Origin of the sequence: Limnohabitans sp. Hippo3, assembly GCF_003063665.1 — a bacterium.
In the GTDB taxonomy this organism is placed as follows: domain Bacteria; phylum Pseudomonadota; class Gammaproteobacteria; order Burkholderiales; family Burkholderiaceae_C; genus Limnohabitans_A.
Window position 1 is genome coordinate 906,204 of the sequence record NZ_NESF01000001.1, and the last position, 22,701, is coordinate 928,904.

23 protein-coding genes are annotated in these 22,701 nt (G+C 62.4%); 15 read left to right on the forward strand and 8 right to left on the reverse strand.

All coding sequences use genetic code 11. From position 1 onward, the window contains the following. Positions 1-6 precede the first annotated feature (6 nt). The 4 genes from B9Z34_RS04225 to B9Z34_RS04240 are packed head-to-tail and all read right to left on the reverse strand — an operon-like array spanning position 7 to position 4,172. Positions 7-1,023: a chlorophyllide a reductase iron protein subunit X gene (locus B9Z34_RS04225; protein ID WP_108426797.1), complete on the reverse strand. Its 1,017-nt coding sequence runs from the start codon at positions 1,021-1,023 to the stop codon at positions 7-9. Further along, complete coding sequence (gene bchC / locus B9Z34_RS04230; protein ID WP_108426798.1) at positions 1,020-1,973, reverse strand: chlorophyll synthesis pathway protein BchC; 954 nt, start codon at positions 1,971-1,973, stop codon at positions 1,020-1,022. The genes B9Z34_RS04225 and bchC overlap by 4 nt, the downstream gene beginning before the upstream one ends. Positions 1,974-2,010: 37 nt before the next feature. Further along, positions 2,011-3,225, reverse strand: a complete 1,215-nt coding sequence (locus B9Z34_RS04235) for a methyltransferase (RefSeq protein ID WP_108426799.1) — start codon at positions 3,223-3,225, stop codon at positions 2,011-2,013. A gap of 32 nt (positions 3,226-3,257) precedes the next feature. After that, complete coding sequence (locus tag B9Z34_RS04240) at positions 3,258-4,172, reverse strand: polyprenyl synthetase family protein (RefSeq protein ID WP_108426800.1); 915 nt, start codon at positions 4,170-4,172, stop codon at positions 3,258-3,260. A 116-nt stretch (positions 4,173-4,288) separates the two neighbouring features. Between B9Z34_RS04240 and B9Z34_RS14600 the strand changes: the two genes are divergently transcribed. Continuing rightward, positions 4,289-4,462: a hypothetical protein gene (locus tag B9Z34_RS14600; RefSeq protein ID WP_199220052.1), complete on the forward strand. Its 174-nt coding sequence runs from the start codon at positions 4,289-4,291 to the stop codon at positions 4,460-4,462. 115 nt (positions 4,463-4,577) lie between these two features. Here B9Z34_RS14600 and B9Z34_RS04245 read toward each other — a convergent pair whose 3' ends face one another. Then, the gene (locus B9Z34_RS04245) at positions 4,578-6,338 is read right to left on the reverse strand and encodes an ABC transporter transmembrane domain-containing protein (protein WP_108426906.1); all 1,761 of its coding nucleotides are present in this window, start codon (positions 6,336-6,338) and stop codon (positions 4,578-4,580) included. Between the two features lie 108 nt (positions 6,339-6,446). On the opposite strand from B9Z34_RS04245, the gene B9Z34_RS04250 reads away from it, so the two are divergent. Next, positions 6,447-6,785: a zinc ribbon domain-containing protein YjdM gene (locus tag B9Z34_RS04250; protein WP_108426801.1), complete on the forward strand. Its 339-nt coding sequence runs from the start codon at positions 6,447-6,449 to the stop codon at positions 6,783-6,785. A 65-nt stretch (positions 6,786-6,850) separates the two neighbouring features. Here the strand turns inward: B9Z34_RS04250 and B9Z34_RS04255 are convergent, their stop codons facing one another. After that, positions 6,851-7,324: a DUF4148 domain-containing protein gene (locus B9Z34_RS04255; RefSeq protein ID WP_108426802.1), complete on the reverse strand. Its 474-nt coding sequence runs from the start codon at positions 7,322-7,324 to the stop codon at positions 6,851-6,853. Positions 7,325-7,477: 153 nt separating this feature from the next. Here B9Z34_RS04255 and B9Z34_RS04260 point away from each other — a divergent pair, with 153 nt between their 5' ends. Continuing rightward, positions 7,478-7,819: an ATPase with chaperone activity gene (locus B9Z34_RS04260; RefSeq protein WP_108426803.1), complete on the forward strand. Its 342-nt coding sequence runs from the start codon at positions 7,478-7,480 to the stop codon at positions 7,817-7,819. A gap of 38 nt (positions 7,820-7,857) precedes the next feature. Further along, on the forward strand, positions 7,858-9,213 hold the full coding sequence (locus B9Z34_RS04265) for an MATE family efflux transporter (RefSeq protein WP_108426804.1): 1,356 nt from the start codon (positions 7,858-7,860) through the stop codon (positions 9,211-9,213). Positions 9,214-9,228: 15 nt separating this feature from the next. Here the strand turns inward: B9Z34_RS04265 and B9Z34_RS04270 are convergent, their stop codons facing one another. Beyond that, positions 9,229-10,101, reverse strand: a complete 873-nt coding sequence (locus tag B9Z34_RS04270) for an amidohydrolase family protein (RefSeq protein WP_108426805.1) — start codon at positions 10,099-10,101, stop codon at positions 9,229-9,231. Positions 10,102-10,361: 260 nt separating this feature from the next. Here B9Z34_RS04270 and B9Z34_RS04275 point away from each other — a divergent pair, with 260 nt between their 5' ends. From B9Z34_RS04275 to B9Z34_RS04310, 8 genes are all read left to right on the forward strand, one after another. After that, a complete protein-coding gene (locus B9Z34_RS04275; RefSeq protein ID WP_108426907.1) occupies positions 10,362-11,111 on the forward strand; it encodes a crotonase/enoyl-CoA hydratase family protein in 750 nt (249 codons plus the stop codon). 106 nt (positions 11,112-11,217) lie between these two features. Then, complete coding sequence (locus B9Z34_RS04280; protein ID WP_108426806.1) at positions 11,218-13,071, forward strand: feruloyl-CoA synthase; 1,854 nt, start codon at positions 11,218-11,220, stop codon at positions 13,069-13,071. Between the two features lie 97 nt (positions 13,072-13,168). After that, positions 13,169-14,419: a thiolase family protein gene (locus B9Z34_RS04285; RefSeq protein WP_108426908.1), complete on the forward strand. Its 1,251-nt coding sequence runs from the start codon at positions 13,169-13,171 to the stop codon at positions 14,417-14,419. 139 nt (positions 14,420-14,558) lie between these two features. Continuing rightward, positions 14,559-15,323: an SDR family NAD(P)-dependent oxidoreductase gene (locus B9Z34_RS04290; protein WP_108426807.1), complete on the forward strand. Its 765-nt coding sequence runs from the start codon at positions 14,559-14,561 to the stop codon at positions 15,321-15,323. 218 nt (positions 15,324-15,541) lie between these two features. Next, complete coding sequence (locus B9Z34_RS04295; protein WP_108426808.1) at positions 15,542-15,961, forward strand: thioesterase family protein; 420 nt, start codon at positions 15,542-15,544, stop codon at positions 15,959-15,961. Between the two features lie 44 nt (positions 15,962-16,005). After that, the gene (locus tag B9Z34_RS04300; RefSeq protein WP_108426809.1) at positions 16,006-17,007 is read left to right on the forward strand and encodes a tripartite tricarboxylate transporter substrate-binding protein; all 1,002 of its coding nucleotides are present in this window, start codon (positions 16,006-16,008) and stop codon (positions 17,005-17,007) included. Positions 17,008-17,077: 70 nt separating this feature from the next. After that, positions 17,078-18,796 (forward strand): acyl-CoA dehydrogenase family protein, encoded by a 1,719-nt coding sequence (locus B9Z34_RS04305; protein WP_108426810.1) that lies wholly within the window; start codon positions 17,078-17,080, stop codon positions 18,794-18,796. After that, on the forward strand, positions 18,793-19,293 hold the full coding sequence (locus B9Z34_RS04310) for a MarR family winged helix-turn-helix transcriptional regulator (RefSeq protein WP_108426909.1): 501 nt from the start codon (positions 18,793-18,795) through the stop codon (positions 19,291-19,293). Before B9Z34_RS04305 ends, B9Z34_RS04310 begins: the two co-directional genes overlap by 4 nt. A 248-nt stretch (positions 19,294-19,541) precedes the next feature. Here the strand turns inward: B9Z34_RS04310 and B9Z34_RS04315 are convergent, their stop codons facing one another. Further along, positions 19,542-20,192, reverse strand: coding sequence for an OmpA family protein (locus B9Z34_RS04315; RefSeq protein WP_108426811.1), 651 nt, complete (start codon positions 20,190-20,192; stop codon positions 19,542-19,544). Positions 20,193-20,412: 220 nt separating this feature from the next. On the opposite strand from B9Z34_RS04315, the gene B9Z34_RS04320 reads away from it, so the two are divergent. The 3 genes from B9Z34_RS04320 to grpE all read left to right on the forward strand — a co-directional run bounded on the left by B9Z34_RS04320 (position 20,413) and on the right by grpE (position 22,689). Continuing rightward, positions 20,413-21,585 carry a fumarylacetoacetate hydrolase family protein gene (locus B9Z34_RS04320; protein ID WP_108426812.1) on the forward strand — a complete coding sequence of 391 codons (1,173 nt, stop codon included), beginning with the start codon at positions 20,413-20,415 and terminating at the stop codon, positions 21,583-21,585. A gap of 90 nt (positions 21,586-21,675) precedes the next feature. Continuing rightward, positions 21,676-22,026: an FKBP-type peptidyl-prolyl cis-trans isomerase gene (locus B9Z34_RS04325; protein ID WP_108426813.1), complete on the forward strand. Its 351-nt coding sequence runs from the start codon at positions 21,676-21,678 to the stop codon at positions 22,024-22,026. A gap of 117 nt (positions 22,027-22,143) precedes the next feature. After that, entirely contained in the window at positions 22,144-22,689 is a 546-nt protein-coding gene (grpE, locus tag B9Z34_RS04330; RefSeq protein WP_108426814.1) for a nucleotide exchange factor GrpE, read from the forward strand. The last annotated feature ends 12 nt before the right edge of the window (positions 22,690-22,701 follow it).

Genomic DNA, 22,701 nt, shown 5'->3' on the forward strand with positions numbered 1-22,701 from the left:
AGCGGTTCAGGCCGCGTCGTAGACGACTTCCAGCGAGGGTTTGATGTCTTCGTGTTTACCCACCATGTCGAACACGGTGGCGGGCTCCAGCACCACATTGCGGCCCACCACGTCGGCGCTGAACAGGCCCAGCAACTGGTCCTGGGTCTGGGGTTTCGGGCGCATCGGAGGCGCTTCGGCCACGTTCTTGGCCAGCTCGGCAAACAGCGGGCCCCACTCGCCGTCAGGCCGGCCGATGATCTCGTAGCTCGCGCTCTTGCGGCGGATGTCTTCGTTGGCCGGAATGGCGGCCAACACCGGGATACCGGCGTTGTTGGCAAAGGCTTGGGCTTCGCCCGTGCCGTCGTCTTTGTTGATGACCATGCCGGCCACGCCCACGTTGCCGCCGAGCTTGCGGAAATACTCCACCGCACTGCACACGTTGTTGGCGACGTACAGCGATTGCAGGTCGTTGCTGGCGACCACGATCACTTTTTGGCACATGTCGCGGGCTATGGGCAGACCAAAGCCGCCGCAGACCACGTCGCCCAAAAAGTCGAGCAGCACATAGTCAAAACCCCAGTCGTGGAAACCGAGTTTTTCGAGCGTCTCAAAGCCGTGGATGATGCCCCGGCCGCCGCAACCGCGACCGACCTCGGGACCACCGAGTTCCATGGCGAACACGCCATCGCGCTTGAAGCAGACGTCACCAATGCTCACGGCCTGACCGGAGAGTTTGAGGCGCGAGGAGGTCTCGATGATGGTGGGGCAGGCTTTACCGCCGAACAGCAAACTGGTGGTGTCGCTTTTCGGGTCGCAGCCGATCAGCAGCACTTTTTTGCCTTGCTGGGCCATCATGTAAGACAGGTTGGCCAGCGTGAAGCTTTTGCCAATGCCGCCTTTGCCGTAGATGGCAATGATTTGTGTCTCTTTGGTCACCTCGGTGGTGCTCACGGCGTCGGGCTCGACGTCGGCCTCACGGCGCAGCACTTCGACAAATTTGATGGGCTGTGAGGGGGTGGCGGCGTCAGTTGAGGTATTCATGCGGAAGCACTCCAATCCAGAATCATCTTGAGACAGCTCGCATCTCCGAAGGCAGTCTCGTAAGCAGAACCAGCATGCGTCGATGGCTGGGTGTGGGTGATCAAGCCGTCGAGCGACAAACGGCCGGTGTTCACCAGCTCGTTGACGGCCAACAAGTCCGGGCGTTTCCACTCGGCGGCGATGCGCATGCGCGCTTCGCGCATGAAGGCCGGTGCGTAGGCAAATGAGAGGTCTTGTTTGTAAAAACCGGCCAGCACCAACTCGCCACCGGGGCGCAGGCGCTGGATCAGACCGTTGAGCAGGCTGCCGTCGCCGCTCACGTCGTAAATGGTTCGGTAGTCGCGGCGTGGGTCGTCTTGCGGCTGCACCACGGTGTAGCCCTCAGCCCCGACAAATCGCTCGGCCTGTGTTTCCCACACCGTGGGGGCGGGCAAGCCGGCGGCCACGGTCAAACGGGCCAATAAGCGGCCCATGACACCATGACCCACGATGAGTTCGGGCGGTGCGAACGGGTCTTGCTGACCACCACCCGACACCGCGTGGTAGGCCGTGGCAGCCAGCGCCAGCAGCACCGATTGCGCGCCCAGGTGTTCGGCCACGGGCACGACTTTTTGCGCAGTGACCACCAGTCGCGAAGCCGCGCCACCAAACAGGCTTTTGACCCCGGTGAAGCAATTGGCGCCCGGCACAAACACACGTTGCCCGGCTCGCACGCCGGTGTCCGAGGCGGCGCGAACCACGCGGCCCACCGTCTCGTAACCGGGCACCAGCGGGTAGCCCATGCCCGGGAAGGGCGGCATGCTGCCGTCCCAGAGCATGCGCTCGGTGCCGGTGCTGATGCCGCTGTATTCGACCGCCACGTCCAGCTGACCGGCCTGCAATTCGGGCAAGTCCAGCGCCTGCAAGCTCAGTTGCTTGGGGCTGTTGAAGACGACGGCTTGAGATCTCATGCTTGTATTCTTTGCTTTACATTGCTATATGTCAAAGTTAATTGACACTATTCTCAGAAACCAAGGGTAAACACTTAGATTTGCGCCCCAAAAGGATGCGGGCGTGGATGGGCATGGCGTTGGGCACCTGCTCCACATGGGTAAAGCCCGCCTCTTGCATCATGGTTTGCAGCTCCTGTGGCGTGCGCAGCCGCCCTGCCCCCATGGCCAGCAGGTAAAAATGGAAGTAGGCATCGACCGAGGCTTCGGGTTGACCGGCTTCTTCGTCGGGCTGGGCCATGGGCTCGGCCAGCAGCAAGACGCCGCCGACCGGCAAGGCGGCATGGGCTTTTTGAAGAATCTGCCGCACCACCGCATCGGGGTGGTCGTGTGCCACGCGCACCAGGGTGATCAGGTCAGCCCCTTCGGGCAGCGGGTCGTCCAGAAAGCTACCCGGGTGCAGGCTCACACGCTGCGTCAAACCCTTGGCCTGCAAGCCTTCGCGGGCCAGCTCGAGGACCGGCGGAAGATCGAACATCTTGAACTGCAGGTGCGGTGCGTGTGCAGCCAGTTCACTGACAAAACGGCCTTTGCCCGCACCCACATCAAGCACACATCGGTGCTCGTCAAAAAAGTAGGACGACAAAATTTCCTGCACCACAAAGCCTTGCGAGGCGGCCATGAGCTGCGAGTAACGGGTGAACTTGTCCACCTGCTCTGCGGGCATGGGGACAGCGGGTTTTTCGTGGGCATAGGGCCAATACTCGGCCATGCCGCCGCTCCAGGCGTTGTTCAGGAACTGGACCGGGTCCTGCATGTCCTGGTAGAGCAGGTGGTTGTGCTCGATCATCTGGGCAATGCCTTCGTGCTGCGCCAGCGGCACGCCCAGCGGCCCCAGGCCAAAACGGCCTTGGCTGCGGTGCTCCAGCAGGCCCAGCGCCACGGCGGACAACAACAAACGCTGCAACACAGCCGGGGCCAGCCCTGTACGGCGCGACAAATCCGTCAGATTGGCAGGTGCTTGGTGGAGTGCGCGAAACAGGTCCAGCCGCACACAGCCGAGCAGCACCTGGCTGTGCACGAACCCGGCCATGAGATCAAACAACTTGCGGGTGCGGCGGCGCGTGAGCCAGCGCGTGAGCGGATTGCGCAGCGACCAGCGGTACAGACCGGGGTGCGCGTACCAACGCTCCAAGCGAGCTTGCCAAGCGTCCTTGAAAGAAGTGGGGGCGGTGTGGGCCTGCATGGCGGCCAAATCCAGAGGTTGGGACATGCGGCTTCCTTGGTGTCTTGCGTGCTCAGCGCTCAATGCGGCGCACGGATGCGGGCCGGGGCGACGGCCGGGTGGGTCTTGAAGTAGCCTTCGCACAAGGCCTTGGGCACCAGGCGCTCGGCTTCGAGCTGGACCAGTTGGCGCAACATGTCGCGGCACGAGCAGGCCGGGATCGACGAGGCGGCCTGCGCGATCAGGTGGTCAAAGTGGGCAATGGCCCCGTCGAGGCCCAGTGCCTGGGCCGAGCTAGGGCGGGCGTGCAGGGCGTCCTGGCCAGCTGGTTTACCCAAGGTGGCGGCGTCGGCGATCACGTCGCGGATGTCGTCGGCCACTTGGTACGCCTCACCCAGGAAGGCACCCAATGGTGCCCAGGGCTCGGGCTCGTAGCCGCAGCTGAGTGCACCCGCGCAAGTGGCCGAAACGAACAAGGCACCGGTTTTGGCGCGCTGGTATTGGCCCAGATCGGCGCTGGTCTCGCACTCCCAGGCTTGACCGGCCACGATGCCGTTGGGCAGGCCCACGCCCGTGGTCATGTTGTCCATCAGGGCGATCAGACGGTCGGGCCGCTGCGCACCGGCTTGCAACAACACGCGATAAGCCATGACGATCAGGCCGTCACCGGCCAGCAGCGCCAGCGGTTCGCTGAAGGCCTTGTGCACCGTGGGGCGACCGCGCCGGGTGTCGGCGTTGTCAAAGGCAGGCATGTCGTCATGCACCAAAGAGGCGCAATGCATCAACTCGAGGGCCACAGCGGCGGCATTGGTCAACTGAGGGGCGTCGTCGCCACAGGCGGTGGCCACCGCCATGCACAGCTGTGGTCGGATGCGGGCCCCACCAGAGAACACCGCATGCCGCATGGCCGCCACCAGCCGAGAGGGGGCGCCCACACCTGCGGCTTGGTCAAAATGCGTGTTCAGGGCTTGCTCGGCGCGTGTCAACAGACTCATGGGACCTCCGAAAGGGAAGGCCCGTCAACCCAAGCTGACAGGCTTAACTGTCAATATAACCTGATAATTCATACTGTCAATCTTTATTGACACATCGACACCCGAAAGGTCAAGCCATGGGAATTTGGTTGGAGTTGGGCATTTTTGGTCTGGTGTTCGTGTTTGCCTTTTGGCAGATGCACGACGTGCGCAAGGCGCAAGAACAAACGCGCCAGCAGCGGGCGCGAGAGAAAGCCGCACAAGAAGCCGCCGATCAGGCGACCGAAAAAGCCGACGACAAGCCGACTTGAGCCACACCCCTTGCGCTGGGCATGGCCTATGGGCTCAAGAACGGGCGGCTTGCGCGTGGGAGCGCACCCCCGTGCGCGAAGGTTGTGAGGGGGTCAGCCTTGGGCGAAGCCGTGTTCAGCTGCTTTGCGCCGCATTGAACTGCAGCGCCGCCAGGCTGGCGTACAAACCGCCTTTGGCCTGCAGCTCGGCGTGTGTGCCCTGCTCCATCAGGCGACCACGCTCCAGCACCCAGATCACGTCGGCGCGTTGCACCGTGGCCAAGCGGTGCGCAATGACCAGGGTGGTGCGGCCGACCATGGCTTTGTCCAGCGCGGCCTGCACCATTTTTTCGCTTTGGGCGTCCAGCGCGCTGGTGGCTTCGTCCAGCAGCAAGAGCGGGGGGTTCTTCAAAATGGCCCGTGCGATGGCGATGCGCTGGCGCTGCCCGCCTGACAAACGCACGCCCCGATCGCCCAGATAGGTGTCAAAGCCCTCGGGCAGCTCGCGGATGAACTCTTGGGCATAGGCAGCTTCTGCGGCGGCATGCACTTCGTCCAGACTGGCGTCGGGTCGGCCATAACGGATGTTCTCGATCACCGTGCCCGAAAAAATCACCGGCTCCTGCGGCACGATGGCCATGCGCTCGCGCAGGTCGTGCAGGCCCATCTGGTCGATAGGCAAGCCATCGAGCACGATGCGGCCCGACTGCGGATCATGGAAACGCATCAGCAAATCGAACAAGGTGGTTTTGCCTGCGCCGCTCGGGCCCACCACCGCCACCGTCTGGCCGGGGTGGATCTGGCCGGTCAATTGATCCAGTGCCCAGGTGTCGGGGCGAGAGGGGTAATGAAAGCGCACCGATTCCAGCTGCAAGGACGAGCCGCCTTGCGGCCAGGGCGCTTGTTTCGGCTGGGCCGCGATCTTCAGGTTCGACTCGGTGTGCAGCAACTCCATCAGACGCTCGGTCGCGCCCGCTGCGCGCAACATGTCGCCATACACCTCACCCAGCACCGCAAAGGCGCTGGCCAGCAAGATCACATAAAACACCGTCTCGCCCAACTGGCCTGCGGTGCTGGTGCCCGCGCGCACGGCCAGCGTGCCCATGTACAGACCCCACAGCAACACCGCACTCGACGCCATGATGATGAAGCCCACCAGCACCGCGCGCGCCCGGATGCGGCCGAGCGCCGTGCCCAGGGCACGGGCGGTCGAATCGATGAAGCGGCGGGTTTCGCGCCCCTCGGCCGTGTAGCTTTGCACCACACTGATGGCGTTGAGCACCTCGGAGGCGATGGCGCTGGAGTCGGCCACCCGGTCCTGGCTGGCCCGCGACAGGCGACGCACCCGGCGGCCCAGATAGACACTGGGAAAAATCACCGCCACCAGCACCGCCACCACCTGCAGCATCAGGATCGGGTTGGTCCACACCAGCATGATCAGCGCCCCAGCCCCCATGACCAGGTTGCGCAAGCCCATCGAAAACGACGAACCCACCACCGTCTGCACCAGCGTGGTGTCGTTGGTCAGGCGCGACAGCACTTCGCCCGATTGCGTGGTTTCAAAAAAGGCGGGGCTTTGCTTGAGCACATGGCCGTAAACCGCGTTACGCAGGTCTCCCGTGATGCGCTCACCCAACCAGCTCACGGTGTAGTAACGCCCGGAAGAAAACACCGCCAAAGCCGCTGCCACTCCAAACAGCTGCAGGAAGTTGCCCGACAGCTGTTCGGCCGACGCCCCGGCCGACAGGCCCTGGTCAATCAACTGGCGCAAGACCCAGGGAAAAGCCAGCGTGGTGCCCGCTGCCAACAGCAAAAACAGGGCCGCCATGCCCATGGCCACGCGGTAAGGCTTCAGAAAGGGGACGAGGCCCGTGAGCGATTTGGGAGATGCAGCCATGTACAAAAAGGGGTCCAAGAACAGTCGCTGCAAGCATAACGTCAAATCCGGACGCCGCATTTCAGGGCGTTTGCCGACGACAATCGAACATTTGCGCCACACGCCACCATGAGCACCTTGCCACCCTGCCCCCAATGCCACGAAGAATTCACCTATGAAGACGGCACGCTTTTGATGTGCCCCAGTTGCGGCCATGAATGGAACCCCAGCGAAGTCGTCGCAGGCGACACCGTCAAAGTCTGGAAAGACGCCAACGGCAATGTGCTGCAAGACGGAGACACCGTGACCTTGGTCAAAGACCTGAAGATCAAAGGCTCATCCGCTGTGGTCAAGGTCGGCACTAAAGTCAAGAACATCCGCTTGATCGAGGGTGATCACGACATCGATTGCAAGATCGAGGGCTTCGGACCGATGCAGCTGAAAACCGCTTTCGTCAAAAAAGTCTGAGCCTGCAGCCAGAAACAGGGCCAGCCCCTGACGGGCTGCCCTGTTTTCACCCCACGGTCTTGGGCTTACTTCTTGGGATAGAGGTGCGGGTACACGTCCTTGAGCAAGCGGCCTGATTCGTCGTTGGCAGGCATGTTCCCCGTGCGCTTGGCTTCTTCCAGCTCGGCCTTGACCTGCTCTCGGGTCTTGGAAGACGCCACAGGCTTGGCGGGGTAAGCGGAAGGGTTGATCTCATTGAGCAGACAACCCTGATCACCAGCGGCCACCATATTGCCTGTGCGTTTGGCCTCCTCCAGCTCGGCCCTGACCTGTTCGCGGGTCTTGCAAGGCACGACCGGTTTGGGTGGGTAGGCCGAAGGGTTGACCTCGTTGAGCATGCGACCGCTTTCGTCGTTGGCAGGCATGTTGCCCGTGCGAGCCGCCTCTTGAAGTTCGGCCTGGACTTCTGCACGGGTTTTGGGGCCCGTGTTTTGTGCTGAGGCTTGCCCTATGCAGAGCGACAGCAAGGCCAAAGTCAGGGCCGAGAGTGGGGTGGACATACGCATATCGATTTCCTTTCATGTTGGACAACCCCGCCTGCTTCGAGTCCATCGTCATTGACCGGGCCCGACAAGGCGGCGTGGGTTTCCATTAAAAAAAAGTTCCCGAGCCCGGGTCTGTGCGTTAATTCACCCCTGATTGCCTTGACACCCATGACCGAAGAATTCCAGATCCACATCCCGCCATCATTCATGGCGCTTTATGTTCCCCCCGGAAAAATCAAACCCACCCTGGGCCTGCGCGACATGGCCGCGCGTTACGAGTTGTGCGAAGACCTGGCCAATTTGCTGACCGAGCAAGCCGCCAACATGCAGTTCACCATGGGCATCACCGAGGAGCTGGTGTTGCAGCAATGCGAGTTGGGCCTGCTCGCCGAACCTGCCGTGGTCTCGCCTGTCGAAGCGCGCTGGGTGGTCTGCCGCCTGGCCGAACTGTTGAACTGGCCGATGGCCGAGCTCTTGTCAGGGTCCGGACCCGAGACACCTGTCACCTAAGTCACTGCACCCAGACCGCAAACTGCCAAGATGCGTCCATGACCCGACCGCACAACGACTTGCAAACGCTGCTGACCGCTCCCATCCTGCCCACCTTGCTGCGTCTGGCAGCGCCCAATGTGCTGGCCATGGTCATGACGGTGCTGGTTGGCATGGCCGAGACTTACTACGTGGGCCGCCTGGGCACCGCCCCACTGGCGGCGATGGCCCTGGTGTTTCCCTTCGCCATGCTCACGCAAATGATGTCAGCCGGGGCCATGGGCGGCGGTGTCTCGGCGGCTATCAGCCGCGCATTGGGCGCGTCGAACACCGCACGCGCCCAAACCCTGCTGCTGCATGCCTTGGTGATTGGCGTGGGTGCGGGTGTGATCTACAGCGCGATTTTTCTGACTTTCGGTCCCCGCTTGTACGAACTGCTCGGCGGCCGGGGCGCCGTGCTCGAAGAAGCCGTGCGTTACTCCGGCGTTTTGTTCGCAGGTGCCCTGCTGGTCTGGCTCATCAACACGCTGGCGTCCGTCTTGCGCGGCACGGGCAACATGCGCACGCCCTCCGTGGCGCTGGTGGCCACCGCCTTGTTGCAGATCATTTTGGGCGGCATGCTGGCCTTGGGTGCCGGTCCGGTACCCGCCATGGGCATGGTGGGGGTGGCCCTGGGGCACATCATCGCCACTGCGGCGGGCGTGGCCTATTTCCTTTGGTATTTGATCACTGGCCAGGGCCGTCTGACAATGTCATGCCAACGCTTTGAGATGCAAGGCGGCATGTTTGCCGACATCCTCAAGGTGGGTGCCGTCGCCTGTTTGTCACCGGTGCAATCGGTGCTGGCGATTTTGATTTTTACCGGGCTGCTGGCCCAACTGGGCACCGAGGCCTTGGCGGGTTACGGCATCGGCCAACGACTGGAGTTCTTGTTGATCCCCATCGCTTTTGGCATTGGGGTGGCCTCGGTGCCCATGGTGGGCATGGCCATGGGTTCGGGCAATGTGCAACGCGCGCGGCGCGTGGCCTGGGTGGCTGGCGGCGTGTCGGCTTTCAATCTGGCCCTGATTGGGGGCGTCGTGACCCTGGCGCCCGATGTGTGGGCCCGGCTGTTCACGCAAGACGAGGCGGTGCTGACTTATGCGCGTCACTATTTGGTGACCGCAGGCCCGGCGTTTCCATTTTTTGGACTGGGCCTGACTTTGTACTTTGCCTCACAAGGCGCAGGGCGAGTCATGGGGCCAGTGTTGGCGGGCACGCTGCGTCTGGTTTTGGTGGCCGGCGCAGGCTTGTGGCTGGCGCAGCACCAAGGCACGTCCGGCCACTTCTACCAACTCGTGGCCTGGGCCATGGTGCTGTATGGCTTGGCGACAGCGGCTGCCGTCAAATTCACCCCCTGGGGCCGCAAAGTCTGAGCCTACAAGCAGGGATCAAGCCGCCTCGTCCAAGCCCAGCAAGCGCAGCGCATTGCCCTTCAAGATGCCGGGCATCACCTCTGGCTTGAAGCCCGCCACTTCAAAGTCCTGCATCCAGCGCTCAGGCGTGATCAGGGGGTAGTCGCTGCCAAACAAGACCCTGTCCTTGAGCAAGGTGTTGGCGTACTGAATGAGCGGCTTGGGGAAGTATTTGGGGCTCCAGCCCGACAAATCGATCCAGACATTGGGCTTGTGTGTGGCCAGGCTGAGCGCCTCGTCCTGCCACGGAAAGCTCGGGTGCGCCATCACGATCTGGATATCGGGCCAGTCGATGGCCACATCTTCGAGCAACATCGGGTTGCTGTTTTGCAGGCGAAGGCCCCCGCCGCAGCGCATGCCCGAACCAATGCCGCTGTGCCCAGTGTGAAAAATGGCGGGCAGTTTGTAGTGGTTGATCACCTCGTAAATCGGCCAGGCCATCCGGTCATAAGGCAAAAAGCCCTGTACGGTGGGGTGAAACTTGAAGCCCTTGATGCCCTCTTCCTTGATCAGGCGCTCGGCTTCGCGCGCGCCCATCTTGCCCTTGTGCGGGTCGATGCTGGCAAAGGCGATCATCATGTCGCTGTTGTCCCGTGCGGCCTTGGCGATCTCTTCGTTGGGAATGCGGCGACGGCCCAGCTGTGACTCGCTGTCCACGGTGAACATGACCAGACCGATCTTCTTCTCGCGGTAATAAGCCACCGTCTCGGCAATCGTTGGGCGACGGTTGGAGCCGAAGTACTTGTCGGCCGCGCGGTCGTATTCCTCACCGTAGTTGTCAAACGGGTTCCAGCAACTCACTTCGGCATGGGTGTGGATGTCAATCGCGATCAGGTCTTCGTGTTTCATGGGTTTCCAGTCTCTCAAGTCTCACAGCTGCACGATAGCCCATCGCCGCCCTCTCCCGCCCGTCTGCGCGCGAGGAAGGGACATTTTCGGCCAAAACCTAGGGTAAGCCCCAAGCATGAAAGTGCATTCCGCTGCGCACAATATCGTTATTGATAATAACCTTCTTGCCCTTTGGGTCAAGTCTTTTGAGGGACACCACCATGAGCCATCTGAACCAGCCCATTCTTGACCGTGCAGCAGCTCAAGGCGTTGCTTTGAGCATGCAGGGCGCCGTTGCCGTGGTCCGCCTGTGCCGCCCAGCCAAGCGCAACGCCTTGAACGACGGCCTGATCGAGGCGCTGCGCGACGTGTTCCAGAACCTGCCTGCCGAAGCAGGTGCGGCCGTGATCCATGGCGAAGGCGAGCACTTCTGCGCAGGCCTGGACCTGTCCGAACTCAAGGAACGCGATGCCGGTGAAGGCATCCACCACTCACGCAGCTGGCACGTGGCCCTGAACGCCATCGAACAAGGCCGCGTGCCTGTGGTCGCCGCATTGCACGGCGCAGTCGTCGGCGGTGGTCTGGAGCTGGCCAGTGCCAGCCACGTGCGCGTGGCCGACGAGAGCACCTTCTACGCCCTGCCCGAAGGCACACGCGGCATCTTCGTTGGTGGCGGTGGCTCGGTACGTGTGCCCAAACTGATTGGTGCGGCCCGCATGACCGACATGATGCTGACCGGCCGCGTGTACAACGCGGTGGATGGTGAGCGCGTGGGCTTTGCCCAGTACCTGGTGCCCACCGGTACGGCGTTAGCCAAGGCCATCGAGCTGGCCACCCGCATCGCCACCAACGCGCCCCTGACCAACTTTGCCCTGATGCACGCGCTGCCGCGCATCGCCGAGCAGCCCGCTGACCACGGTTTCTTCACCGAAGCCCTGATTTCCTCGATAGCCCAGTCTGCGCCCGAGGCCAAAGCCCGTGTCCGCGCCTTCCTGGAAGGTAAAGCCGCCAAAGTGCAAAAAGCACAATGAATGATCAGCATCATTTCCGCGAAAGTGGAAATTCATGCCCAGGCCAACAACCTGGATCCCCGCTTTCGCGGGGATGACAGGCCCTACGCATAAAACGGAGACAAACATGAACGCCCCCAAATTCCGTCCCCTGAAGTTCGGTGTCACCCGCGTGAGTCTGCGCGATGGCGTGCCCGGCACCCATTACCTCAAAGCCGACCAGGAACTGCAGGCCTTTCCGGACCGCTTGACCGACCGCCTGCAACACTGGGCGCGCGTCAAACCCCAGCACAGCTTCATGGCGCGCCGCATGAAGCAAGCCGACGGCACCTTGGGTGACTGGCAGCACATCACTTACGCCCAAGCCTGGCAAACTGCACGCAACATTGCACAAGGCCTGATCGATCGCGGCCTGAACGCCGAGCGCCCCGTCGTCATCCTGAGTGAGAACAGCCTCGAGCACGCTCTGCTGGCCCTGGGCGCCATGGTGGCCGGTGTGCCCTTTGTGCCCACCTCGCCACCCTACTCACTGGTGAGCGTGGACTACGACAAGCTCAAGCACGTGCTCAAGACCGTCACGCCGGGCATGGTGTTCGCATCAGACGCGCGCTATGCCAAAGCCATTGCGGCGACGGTGAGCAACGACATGGAAGTGGTGATGTGCGAGGGCAGTGTGGCTGGCCGTCAAGTGACCTCGTTCGACAGCCTGTGCGCCACAGCAGCCACCCCTGCGGTAGATGCGGCCATGGCCGCCACCGGCCCCGACACCATCGTCAAGTTCATGTTCACCAGCGGCTCGACCAAGTTGCCCAAGGCCGTCATCAACACCCAGCGCCTGTGGTGTGCCAACCAGCAGCAAATGGCGCAGTCCATGCCCGTGCTGGCCGAGCAAGACCTGGTGCTGGTCGACTGGCTGCCCTGGAACCACACCTTCGGGGGCAACCACAACTTCGGCATGGTCGTCTTCCATGGCGGCACGCTGTACATCGACGACGGCAAGCCCACGCCTGCGCTGATCGGCGAGACCCTGCGCAACCTGCGCGAGATCGCACCGACGGTCTACTTCAATGTGCCCACCGGCTTCGAAGCCATTGCCAACGCCATGAAAACAGACGACGCGCTGCGCAAGACCCTGCTGTCGCGCGTGCAGATGTTCTTCTACGCTGGCGCCGCCCTGGCCCAACCCGTGTGGGACAGCCTCTACGAATCGCAGGAGCGCGAGATCGGCGAGCGCATCGTCATGACCACGGGCCTCGGGATGACCGAGTCCGGCCCGTTCGGCATCTTCGTGACCAACCCCAACGTGCGCGCGGGCGATCTGGGCGTGCCCACCCCCGGTCTGGAACTCAAGCTGGTGGACATGCAAGGCAAGACCGAGGTGCGCTACCGCGGCCCCAACATCACGCCCGGCTACTGGCGTGCCCCCAAGGAAACTGCCGAGGCCTTTGACGAGGAAGGCTTCTTTTGCACCGGCGACGCGGTCAAGTGGATCGACGAGACCGATGTGCACCTGGGCCTGAAATTTGACGGCCGCATTGCCGAAGACTTCAAGCTGGCCACAGGCACCTTTGTGAGCGTGGGTCCGTTGCGCGGCAAGATCATCGCCGCAGGCGCCCCCTACATCCAGGACGCGGTGCTCACCGGCCTGAACATGAAGGAAGTCGGCGCCATGATTTTCCCGACACCTGCTGTGCGGGCGCTCAGTGGCCTGGGCGCCGACGCTCCCATGTCGGACGTGCTGGCCTCGGCCCCGGTGCTGGCCAAGTTTCAGGAAATCGTCAACGAACTGGCCAAAACCAGCACCGGCAGCGCCAACCGCATTGCCCGCCTGTGCTTGCTGAGTGAGCCGCCCACCATCGACAAGGGCGAGATCACCGACAAAGGCTCCATCAACCAACGATCGGTGCTCACCCACCGCGCCGACACCGTGGCAGCGTTGCATGCCGATACGCTGCACTACATCGTCAAACCCCAAACGTAAACCACTCACTTGTCATACCCGCGAACGCGGGAATCCATGCCTTCGATGAACATGGATGCCCGATCAAGTCGGGCATGACAATCCTCAAAGGAAAATGATGACAGCCAAAGGATTTTTCAACGCGTTTGCCGATGTGTGGATGCACGAGGGCGTGCGCACGCCCATGGTCGATTACTGTGGTGCATTGGGACACATCTCGCCCACCGACCTCGGCATCAAGGCCGCACGCGAAGCACTCAAGCGCGCAGGTATCGCCGCCACTGAGATCGGCTCGGTCATCACTGGCAACATGGCCCCGGGCGACTTTGACCAGTTCTTCCTGCCGCGCCACATTGGCCTGTATGCCGGTGTGCCGCAGGAAGTCCCGGCCATCATGACACAGCGCATTTGCGGCACCGGCTTTGAGCTGTTCCGCCAGGCGGGTGAGCAGATCGAAGCGGGCGTGTGCGACGCGGCGCTGGTGGTGGGCACCGAGAGCATGACGCGCAACCCGATTGCCGCCTTTGACCACCGCACTGGCTTCAAACTGGGTGCACCCGTGGGCTTCAAGGACTACATGTGGGAAGCGCTGAAAGACCCGGCCGCTGGCATCAACATGATCCAGACTGCCGAGAACCTGGCCAAAAAATACGGCATCACCCGCGAAGAGGTGGACCAGTTCGCATCGGACTCTTTCGCCAAAGCGGTGGCGGCCCAAGAGGCTGGATTCCACGCGGGCGAGATTGTGCCGGTGATCACCGAAAAATTTGAACTCGAAGGCTACAAAGCCCGGGGCATCAAACTGCAAGGCAAAGTGACCGAGATCAGCACGGACACCCACCCCCGCATCTCACCGCCCGAAGTGCTGGCCAAGCTCAAGCCCGTGTACGAAGGCGGCGTGCAGACCGGTGGCAACAGCTCGGCCCTGGTCGATGCCGCTGCGGCCTGCGTGGTGACCTCGGGTGCTTATGCCAAAGCGAACAAAAAAAAGCCGCTGGCCCGCGTGGTGGCTGCCGCCGCCGTGGGTGTACCGCCCGAGATCATGGGCATTGGCCCGGCACCTGCCATTCGCTTGCTGCTGGAGCGCACGGGCCTCAAGCTGTCCGACATTGGCCGCTTCGAGATCAACGAAGCCCAGGGCGCACAGACCCTGGCTGTGGGCCGCGAGTTGGGGCTCGACTTGCCCAAGCTCAACGTCAACGGCGGCGCGATTGCCCTGGGCCACCCGCTGGCTGCAACGGGCGTGCGCCTGACGATCACGCTGGCGCGTGAATTGAAACGCAGCGGCTTGCGCTATGGCATCTCGAGTGCTTGCGTGGGCGGTGGTCAGGGCATTGCGCTCTTGATCGAAAACCCGGAAGGCACTTGAAACTCCCTGTAGGTCGGTGGCTTCAGCCCCGACATGTTCGCGGTCTGCCAGCATTTGTCGGGGCTGAAGCCGCCGACCTACAAAAATACAAAACCATGTCGGAGCTGAAGCTCCGACCTCCTGTAGAAAAGGCACTGACATGAACATCCACGGACAAGCAGCACTGGTGACCGGTGGTGGTTCCGGTTTGGGCGAAGCCACCGCCCGCGAACTGGCCCGTCTGGGCGCCAAGGTCGCCGTGCTCGACCTCAACATGGACAACGCCGAGCGCGTGGCCAAGGACATCGGCGGCATTGCGGTATCTTGCAACGTGGCCGACGAAGCCAGCATGCAGCATGCCATCGAAACCGCCGCAGCCGCGCATGGCCCGGCTCGCATCCTGATGCAAATTGCCGGCATCGGTTCGGCCAAGCGCGTGGTGGGCAAGGACGGCAACGCCGCCCCGCTGGCCGATTTCGCCAGGGTGATCAACGTCAACCTGATCGGCACCTACAACGCGGCACGCCTGTTCGCTGCCGCTTGCGCCAAGCTCGAACCCATGGAAGACAATGCCCGTGGCGTGATGGTGTTCACCGCTTCGGTTGCGGCATTCGACGGACAAGTCGGCCAGCAGGCCTACAGCGCTTCAAAGGCTGGCGTGGCGGGCATGACGCTGCCCATGGCGCGTGACCTGGCGCAACATGGCATCCGCGTGTGCACCATTGCACCCGGCCTGTTTGCCACGCCCTTGCTCAAGGAACTGCCCGAGCCAGTGCAGCAGTCGCTGGCAGCCAGCATCCCCTTCCCCTCGCGCCTGGGAAAACCCAGCGAGTTCGCCGAGCTGGCCTGCCACATCGTGACCAACAACCACCTGAACGGCGAAACCATCCGCCTGGACGGCGCTTTGCGCATGGCCCCTCGCTAACAACACCACAACATGCGTGCACCTCACACATTTGTCATACCTGCGCAGGCGGGACTCCATGCCTTCGATGCGCATGGATGCCCGATCGAGTCGGGCATGACGGATGGTTGTCATGTCATACCCTCGCAGGCGGGTATCCATACCCTCGCTGCGCATGGATGCCCGATCGAGTCGGGCATGACAACTGAAAATTTGTTCACGCCAACCAAGAACCTCCCATGAGTAAAACCGTTGTTTATGAAGTGCAAGTGATGTTCGGTGACTGCGATCCCGCAGGCATCGTCTTCTTCCCCAACTTTTCCAAATGGATGGACGCCTCGTCCCTGAACTTCTTTGTGAAGTGTGGCGTGCCGCCCTGGCGTGAGCTGGTCAAGACGCGCGGCATCATCGGGACGCCACTCTTGGAGATCAACACGAAATTCATCCGCCCCGCCACCTATGGCGAAACCCTGCAGGTGCACACCAGCGTGCAGGAGTGGCGTGAAAAGGTCATCGTGCACAAGCACGTGGTCATGCGTGGCGATACCGTGTTGTGCGAAGGCACCGAAGTGCGTGCTTTCTGCATCAAGCACCCCGATGATCCGGACCGCATCAAGGCCATCCCGGTGCCCGAAGACATCAAAGCGCTCTGCAGCTGACCCCATACCTACGTTTTTTTAACCACCCCCAAGAGGAGACAAGCATGAGCAACCGACGTGAATTTATCCAATCTGCCATCGGCGCTGCCGTTCTGGGCAGTACGGCTTTCCAGCAGGCCTGGGCGCAAAGTGGCTTGCCCATTGAGCAAGTCAAGGTTCTGTACGGCTTTCCGCCCGGCAGCTCTGGCGACATCTGCGCCCGCCGCGTGGCCGAGAAATTTGGCGGCACCCCTTACAGCAAGAACGCGGGCATCATCGACAGCCGCCCAGGCGCGGGCGGCCAAATTGCGCTGAATTTGCTCAAGAGTGCTCCTGCCGACGGTTCGGTTCTGGCCATGACACCGTTCTCGGCCATCTCGCTCTACCCACACATCTTCAAAAATCTGCAGTACAAGCCTTTCGAAGACTTCATCCCCGTTGGCACCGCCTCCATGATCCACCATGGCTTTGCCGTCGGCCCTATGGTGCCCGCCAGTGTGAAGAACGTGAAAGACTTCATCGCCTGGGCCAAAGCCAACCCGGCACAAGCCAGCTACGGCTCGCCTGCCGCAGGCTCCACGCCCCACTTCATCGGCGCCTTGTTGGGCTTGAACCAGAACTTCGAGTTCAAGCATGTGCCTTACCGTGGCTCGGTGCCGGGCGTGACCGATGTGGTGGGCGGCCAGATCGCCAGCATGTTCACCCCACACGGTGACTTCATTGCCAACCACAAAGCCGGCAAGATGCGCATCATCGCCACTTCGGGCAAAACCCGTTCGCCTTTTGTGCCCGATGTGGCCACCTTTGCCGAGCAAGGCTTCCCTGAGTTGACGGTGGAAGAGTGGTTTGGTTTTTACGCCCCCGCCAAAACCCCGGCCAACGTGGTGCAAGCAGCCAACGCTGCGATCAATGCCGCCCTCAAAGACAAAGGCGTGCAAGATGCCTTGACCGTGGTGGGCTTGATTCCGTTTGGTGGCACTGCCGCTGACCAGCTCAAGAGCTCGCAAGTGGAACTCGAGCGCTGGGGTCCCCTGATCAAGCGCATCGGCTTCAGCGTCGACTCCTGATCTGTCCCTTGAACCTGGTCCGGCCTGTCCCGTGGGTGGCCCGGACTTTTCTTCATTCGCCATTCGCCCCATGAACGCCTACCAACCCCGCACCGACGACATGCAGTTTGTGTTGTCACGCGTCCTGAACGCACCCGCCCAACTGCAAGCCCTGCCCGCCTTTACCGAGGTGGACCCGGACTTGATGCAACAGGTGCTCGATGAAGCGGGCAAGTTCGTGGGCGAAGTGATCGCCCCGCTGAACCGCGATGGCGACGAAATCGGCGCGCAATGGAAGGACGGCGCGGTCACCATGCCGCCTGGCTTCAAGGCCGCTTACCAGTCGTTCTGGCAATCGGGCTGGCCCGCCTTGGCAGCCAGCGCCGAAGACGGCGGCCAAGGCCTGCCCAGCGTGCTCGAAGCCATGCTGTACGAAATGCTGAGCGCGGCCAACCACGGCTGGACCATGGCCCCCGGCCTGCTGCACGGCGCTTATGAATGCATCAAACACCACGCCAGCGACGAGCTCAAAACGCAATATTTAGAGAAAGTGGCCACCGGCGAATGGCTGGCCACCATGTGCCTGACCGAGCCGCATGCAGGCTCTGATTTGGGCCTGGCCCGTACCAAAGCAGTCCCCTTGCCCGATGGCACATACGCCGTGAGCGGCACCAAGATTTTCATCTCGGGCGGTGAGCACGACCTGACCGACAACATTGTTCACTTGGTGCTGGCCCGCCTGCCTGATGCCCCGCCCGGCCCCAAAGGCCTGTCGCTGTTTTTGGTGCCCAAGTTCTACCCGGATGGCTCGCGCAGCCGCGTGTACTGCGACCGGATCGAAGAAAAAATGGGCCTGCACGGCAGCCCCACCTGCGTGATGCGTTTTGACGAAGCGGTGTGTTCGATCGTGGGCGAGCCCGGCAAGGGCCTGAACGCGATGTTCGTGATGATGAACGCCGCCCGCCTGCACGTGGCCCTGCAAGGCATTGGCCTGCTGGACGCCGCCTGGCAAAAAGCCGATGCCTACGCCCAAGAACGCCGACAGATGCGTGCGCCGGGCAAAGGCAAATCGGCTGCAGAAGCGGATTTCATTGCCGAGCACCCCGCCATGCGCCGCATTCTGGATACGCAACGCGCCTGGGTTGATGCCGGTCGCGTGCTGGCCTACCGCACCGCGCTGGAGCTGGACCTGATCAAGCACAGCCCCGACGCCAACACCCAAGCCACCGCCCAGCGCTGGTGCGCTCTGGTCACGCCGGTCATGAAATCGGTGTTCACCCACCAGGCCTTTCATGGCGGCAGCGACTGTCTGCAGGTGTTCGGTGGCCATGGTTATGTGCGCGAATGGGGCATCGAGCAAATCGTGCGCGACGCCCGTGTGGCCATGATCTACGAAGGCACCAACGAAATCCAGGCGATTGACCTGCTGGTGCGTAAAGTGATGGCCGATGGCGGTCAGGGCATGAACGCCCTGCTCGACACCATCGCCGCTGACTTGTCCAAGTCAGCCAAAACCAGCACCGCCTCGCAAGCCCGCATTCAAACCCTGCGTGCCGTGACCGAGCAGATCTTGAAAGCGGCGCCGCAAGACGCCGCTTTGCCCTTCCGTGTGGCCGACGACTACCTGCGTGCCGTGGCCCTGGTGCTGATGGACTGGGCTTGGCTGCGCATCGAAGCCGGCCTGGACGAGCAGACACCCCAGGCCGATACCCGATGGCGTGCTCCGGCCAAGGCCCTGCGCAGCTGGGTACTGCCCGAATTCCAGATGCGCACTTTCATCATCGTGCAGCAATGCACGGCGGCAGCATGAGCAAAGCTACCCAGCCCGACCCCAAAAAAGCGCGATCCCCAAAAGCCGATCCCGCTTCGGGATCGGCCGTCGACAAAGTGGACAGCACTTACCTGCAATCCCTGATGGGCTACAACGCACGGCGTGCGGCGCTCAGCATCATCGGCTTGTTTCTGGAACGGCTGGCCCCTTACGGTCTCAAGCCCGTGGATTTCTCGGTCATGTCCATCATCTGCCACAACGCCGGCGTGACCTCGCGCCAGTTGTGCGCCACGCTCGACCTGCTGCCCCCCAACCTGGTGGGCCTGATCCAGTCGCTGGAGTCACGTGGCCTGATCGAGCGCAAACCGCACCCGCACGATGGGCGCGCCGTCGGACTGCACGCCACCCCCAAAGGCCAGGCGCTGATGGTGCAAGCCGAGCAGACCGCCACCGAACTCGAAATCGAGAAAACCGCACGGCTCACCCCTGCGCAGCGCACAACACTGCTGACGCTGCTGCAAAAGATTTACCTGTAACGTTCTCAGGCTGAGCGCTGAGCAAGCATGGATACCCGATCAAGTCGGGTATGACCATTCATGTGCCACACCCGCGCATGCAGGCATCCTCGGCAACCAAAGGCACAAACCTGATCAGATCAGATCAGATCAGGTCGGTCATGACTTCCCACGTGTCATACCCGCGCATGCGGTATCCATGGCAGGCGAAGGCATAGACCTACGTTCAGTTAGTAAGTGACATAGACCATTACGGCAACAGCCACGCCTCAACGTCCTGCAGCACGCTCTGCCAGGAAAATCTCGATGCGGCGATTGCGGGCACGGCCTGATTCGGTGTTGTTGTCAGCGATGGGCTCGCGAGAACCGCGCCCATCGATGCTGATGCGGCTGCTGTTCACGCCGCGCGACACCAGGTAATCGCGGGCACTTTGGGCGCGGTTGACCGACAAGGGGTTGTTGACGGCGTCACTGCCGGTGTTGTCGGTGTGCCCCACGATGCGCACTTCCATGCTGGGCTGCTGGCTCAAGCCCTGGGCAAACTGGTCCAGGATCGGGCGCAAATTGGGCCGGATTTCGGAACGGCCCGAATCAAATGAAATATCGCTGGGGATGCTGAGCCTGAGCTGGTTGTCTGCGGTCTGCGTGACCACCGTGCCGGTACCGGCGGTGGCTTGCTCCATGGCCCGCTTCTTGTCCTCCATGCTTTTCGACCAGACATAGCCGCCCAAAGCACCCAGACCCGCACCAATGACGGTGGATTTGCTGTCACGCCCCAGAATTTGCCCAGCCACGGCACCGATCACCGCACCGGTTCCGGCCCCCTTTTGTTCGGGTGTGGCCGTTGCACACCCTGTGAGCAAAATGGCCAAAGCACAGGTCAAGGCACCCGCGGATTTGAATGCAGTCATCGTGTTCATTTGAAAGCTCCTTTCAACCGAGACACGCCACTCTAAGATCAAAGGCCGGACATTTCGGTGTTGCAGCGCACAAGCTTGTAACGCATTGCATCTGGGCCCCCAACTGGCCAACACGGCAGGCCCGCGCCAGTCCGGTGCCCAAACCACCCCAGGCCCCTAAGTGACAGCTGGCCGCTGCCCGCTTCTGGCAAGATAGACCGCACCCATTTGGACACCCGCAATGAACACCTCCGCCCTGCCCTCACTGTCTGACAACGCCCTCTTGATCGGCCGCATCTGGCAACCGAACACCGGCCCGGTTCTGGTCGCGGTGACGCCCGACCAGGTGCTGGACCTGTCGCGCCTGGCGCTCACATGCAGCGAGTTGCTCGAACTGGAGCAAGTGGCTCAACGTGTCAGGCAATGCATCCGCACAGGCCAGGCCTCCCCCCTGGCCCAAACAGCGGCCGTGCTGGCCAACAGCGACGAAGCTGCGCGTGACCCGTCCAAGCCCTGGTTTTTGGCCCCCTGCGACCTGCAAGCCGTCAAGGCGGCGGGCGTGACCTTTGTAGCCAGCATGCTCGAGCGTGTGATCGAAGAACAAGCCCGTGGCGACGCCAGCCGCGCCGAAGCCGTGCGCCAGGCGGTGGTGGCGGTCATTGGCGACAACCTGCGCAGCGTGGTGCCCGGCTCGCCCGAATCGGCCAAACTCAAGGAAGTGTTGCTGGCCCAAGGCATGTGGTCGCAATACCTGGAAGTGGGCATCGGGCCCGACGCCGAAATCTTCACCAAAGCACAACCCATGAGCGCGGTGGGCCCTGGCGCAAAAATAGGGCTTCACCCGGGCAGCCAGTGGAACAACCCGGAGCCCGAGATCGTGCTGGCCGCCAACTCGCGCGGTGAAGTGGTGGGTGCCACCTTGGGCAACGACGTGAACCTGCGCGACTTCGAAGGCCGCAGCGCGCTGCTGCTGGGCAAAGCCAAAGACAACAACGCCAGCTGCGCGATCGGCCCCTTCATCCGCCTGTTTGACGAGCACTTCGGCATCGACGATGTGCGCCAATGCGAGCTGAGCCTGAAAGTACAAGGCCCCGAAGGTTTTGTGATGCAAGGCAGCAGCGCCTTGAGCCAGATCAGCCGCGACCCGCTGGACCTGGCGGGCCAGGCCATGGGCAAATACCACCAGTACCCGGACGGCATGATGCTGTTCCTGGGCACCATGTTCGCCCCCACTCAAGACCGCCACGGCCCTGGCCAGGGCTTCACCCATGTGGTGGGCGATGTGGTGAGCATTTCCACCCCGCAGCTGGGCACCCTGACCAACCAGGTCACCACCTCGGACCAGGCACCCGCGTGGACCTATGGTGTGGGTGCGCTGATGCGTGACTTGGCCAAACGCCAACAGGCGCGTTGATGGAACGCGCGGGGCTGGCATAATTTTGTGTTTTCCACATCCCGGAAAGCCGACCGATGGCTCCGGACACTGACTGACAGGATCCCCTCCATGAACACCACCCCCTCCGGCCTGCAATACGAAGACACCGTCGTGGGCGAAGGCGCGATCGCCACCGCTGGCCAGGATGTCACCGTGCACTACACCGGCTGGCTCTACAAGGACGGCCAGCAAGGCGCCAAGTTCGATTCGAGCCGTGACCGCCGTGACCCCTTTGTGTTCGGTTTGGGTGCAGGCATGGTCATCAAGGGCTGGGACGAAGGCGTGGCCGGCATGAAGGTGGGCGGTCAGCGCACCCTGATCATCCCCCCTGAGCTGGGCTATGGTGCCCGCGGCGCGGGTGGCGTGATTCCGCCCAATGCCACCCTGAAATTCGATGTGGAACTGCTGGCCCTGGACTGAGCCTGCGCCAGACTGGCACCCACCTGACCCGCCGTTCGGCGGGTTTTTCTTGCCCTCTTGAAGCCCTGAACAACGCCCCTATTTAAAGGGGGTATTCATTTTTTGCGCAGATTGCTCATGTCAGAAGCCACACAAAACCCCAACCCCAAGCCCCTGAGCGACGAAGAACTGGCCGCCGCAGCCACCACCGCGGCCGATCCGCTGGCCGATGCCCAGGCCGAGCTGGCGAACCTGAAAGCCCAAAACGCCGATCTGGCCGACCAGTACCTGCGCGCCCAGGCCGATGTGCAAAACGCCCGCCGCCGTGCCGACGACGAAATCACCAAAGCCCGCAAATTCGCCGTGGAGAGTTTTGCCGACAGCCTGCTGCCCGTGCTGGACAGCCTGGAAGCGGGTCTGGCCATCCCCAACGTGACGATCGAGCAGATCCGCGAAGGCTCGGAAGCCACCCTGCGCCAGCTCAAAAGCGCGCTGGAACGCAACAAAGTGGTTGAAATTGCACCCGCAGCGGGCACCAAGTTCGATCCACACCACCACCAAGCCATCAGCGTGGTCCCTGCCGAGCAGGAGCCCAACACCGTGGTCACGGTGCTGCAAAAGGGCTACCAGATCGCCGACCGGGTGTTGCGCCCAGCTCTGGTCACGGTCACGGCGCCAAAATAAACCCCGCTTCCT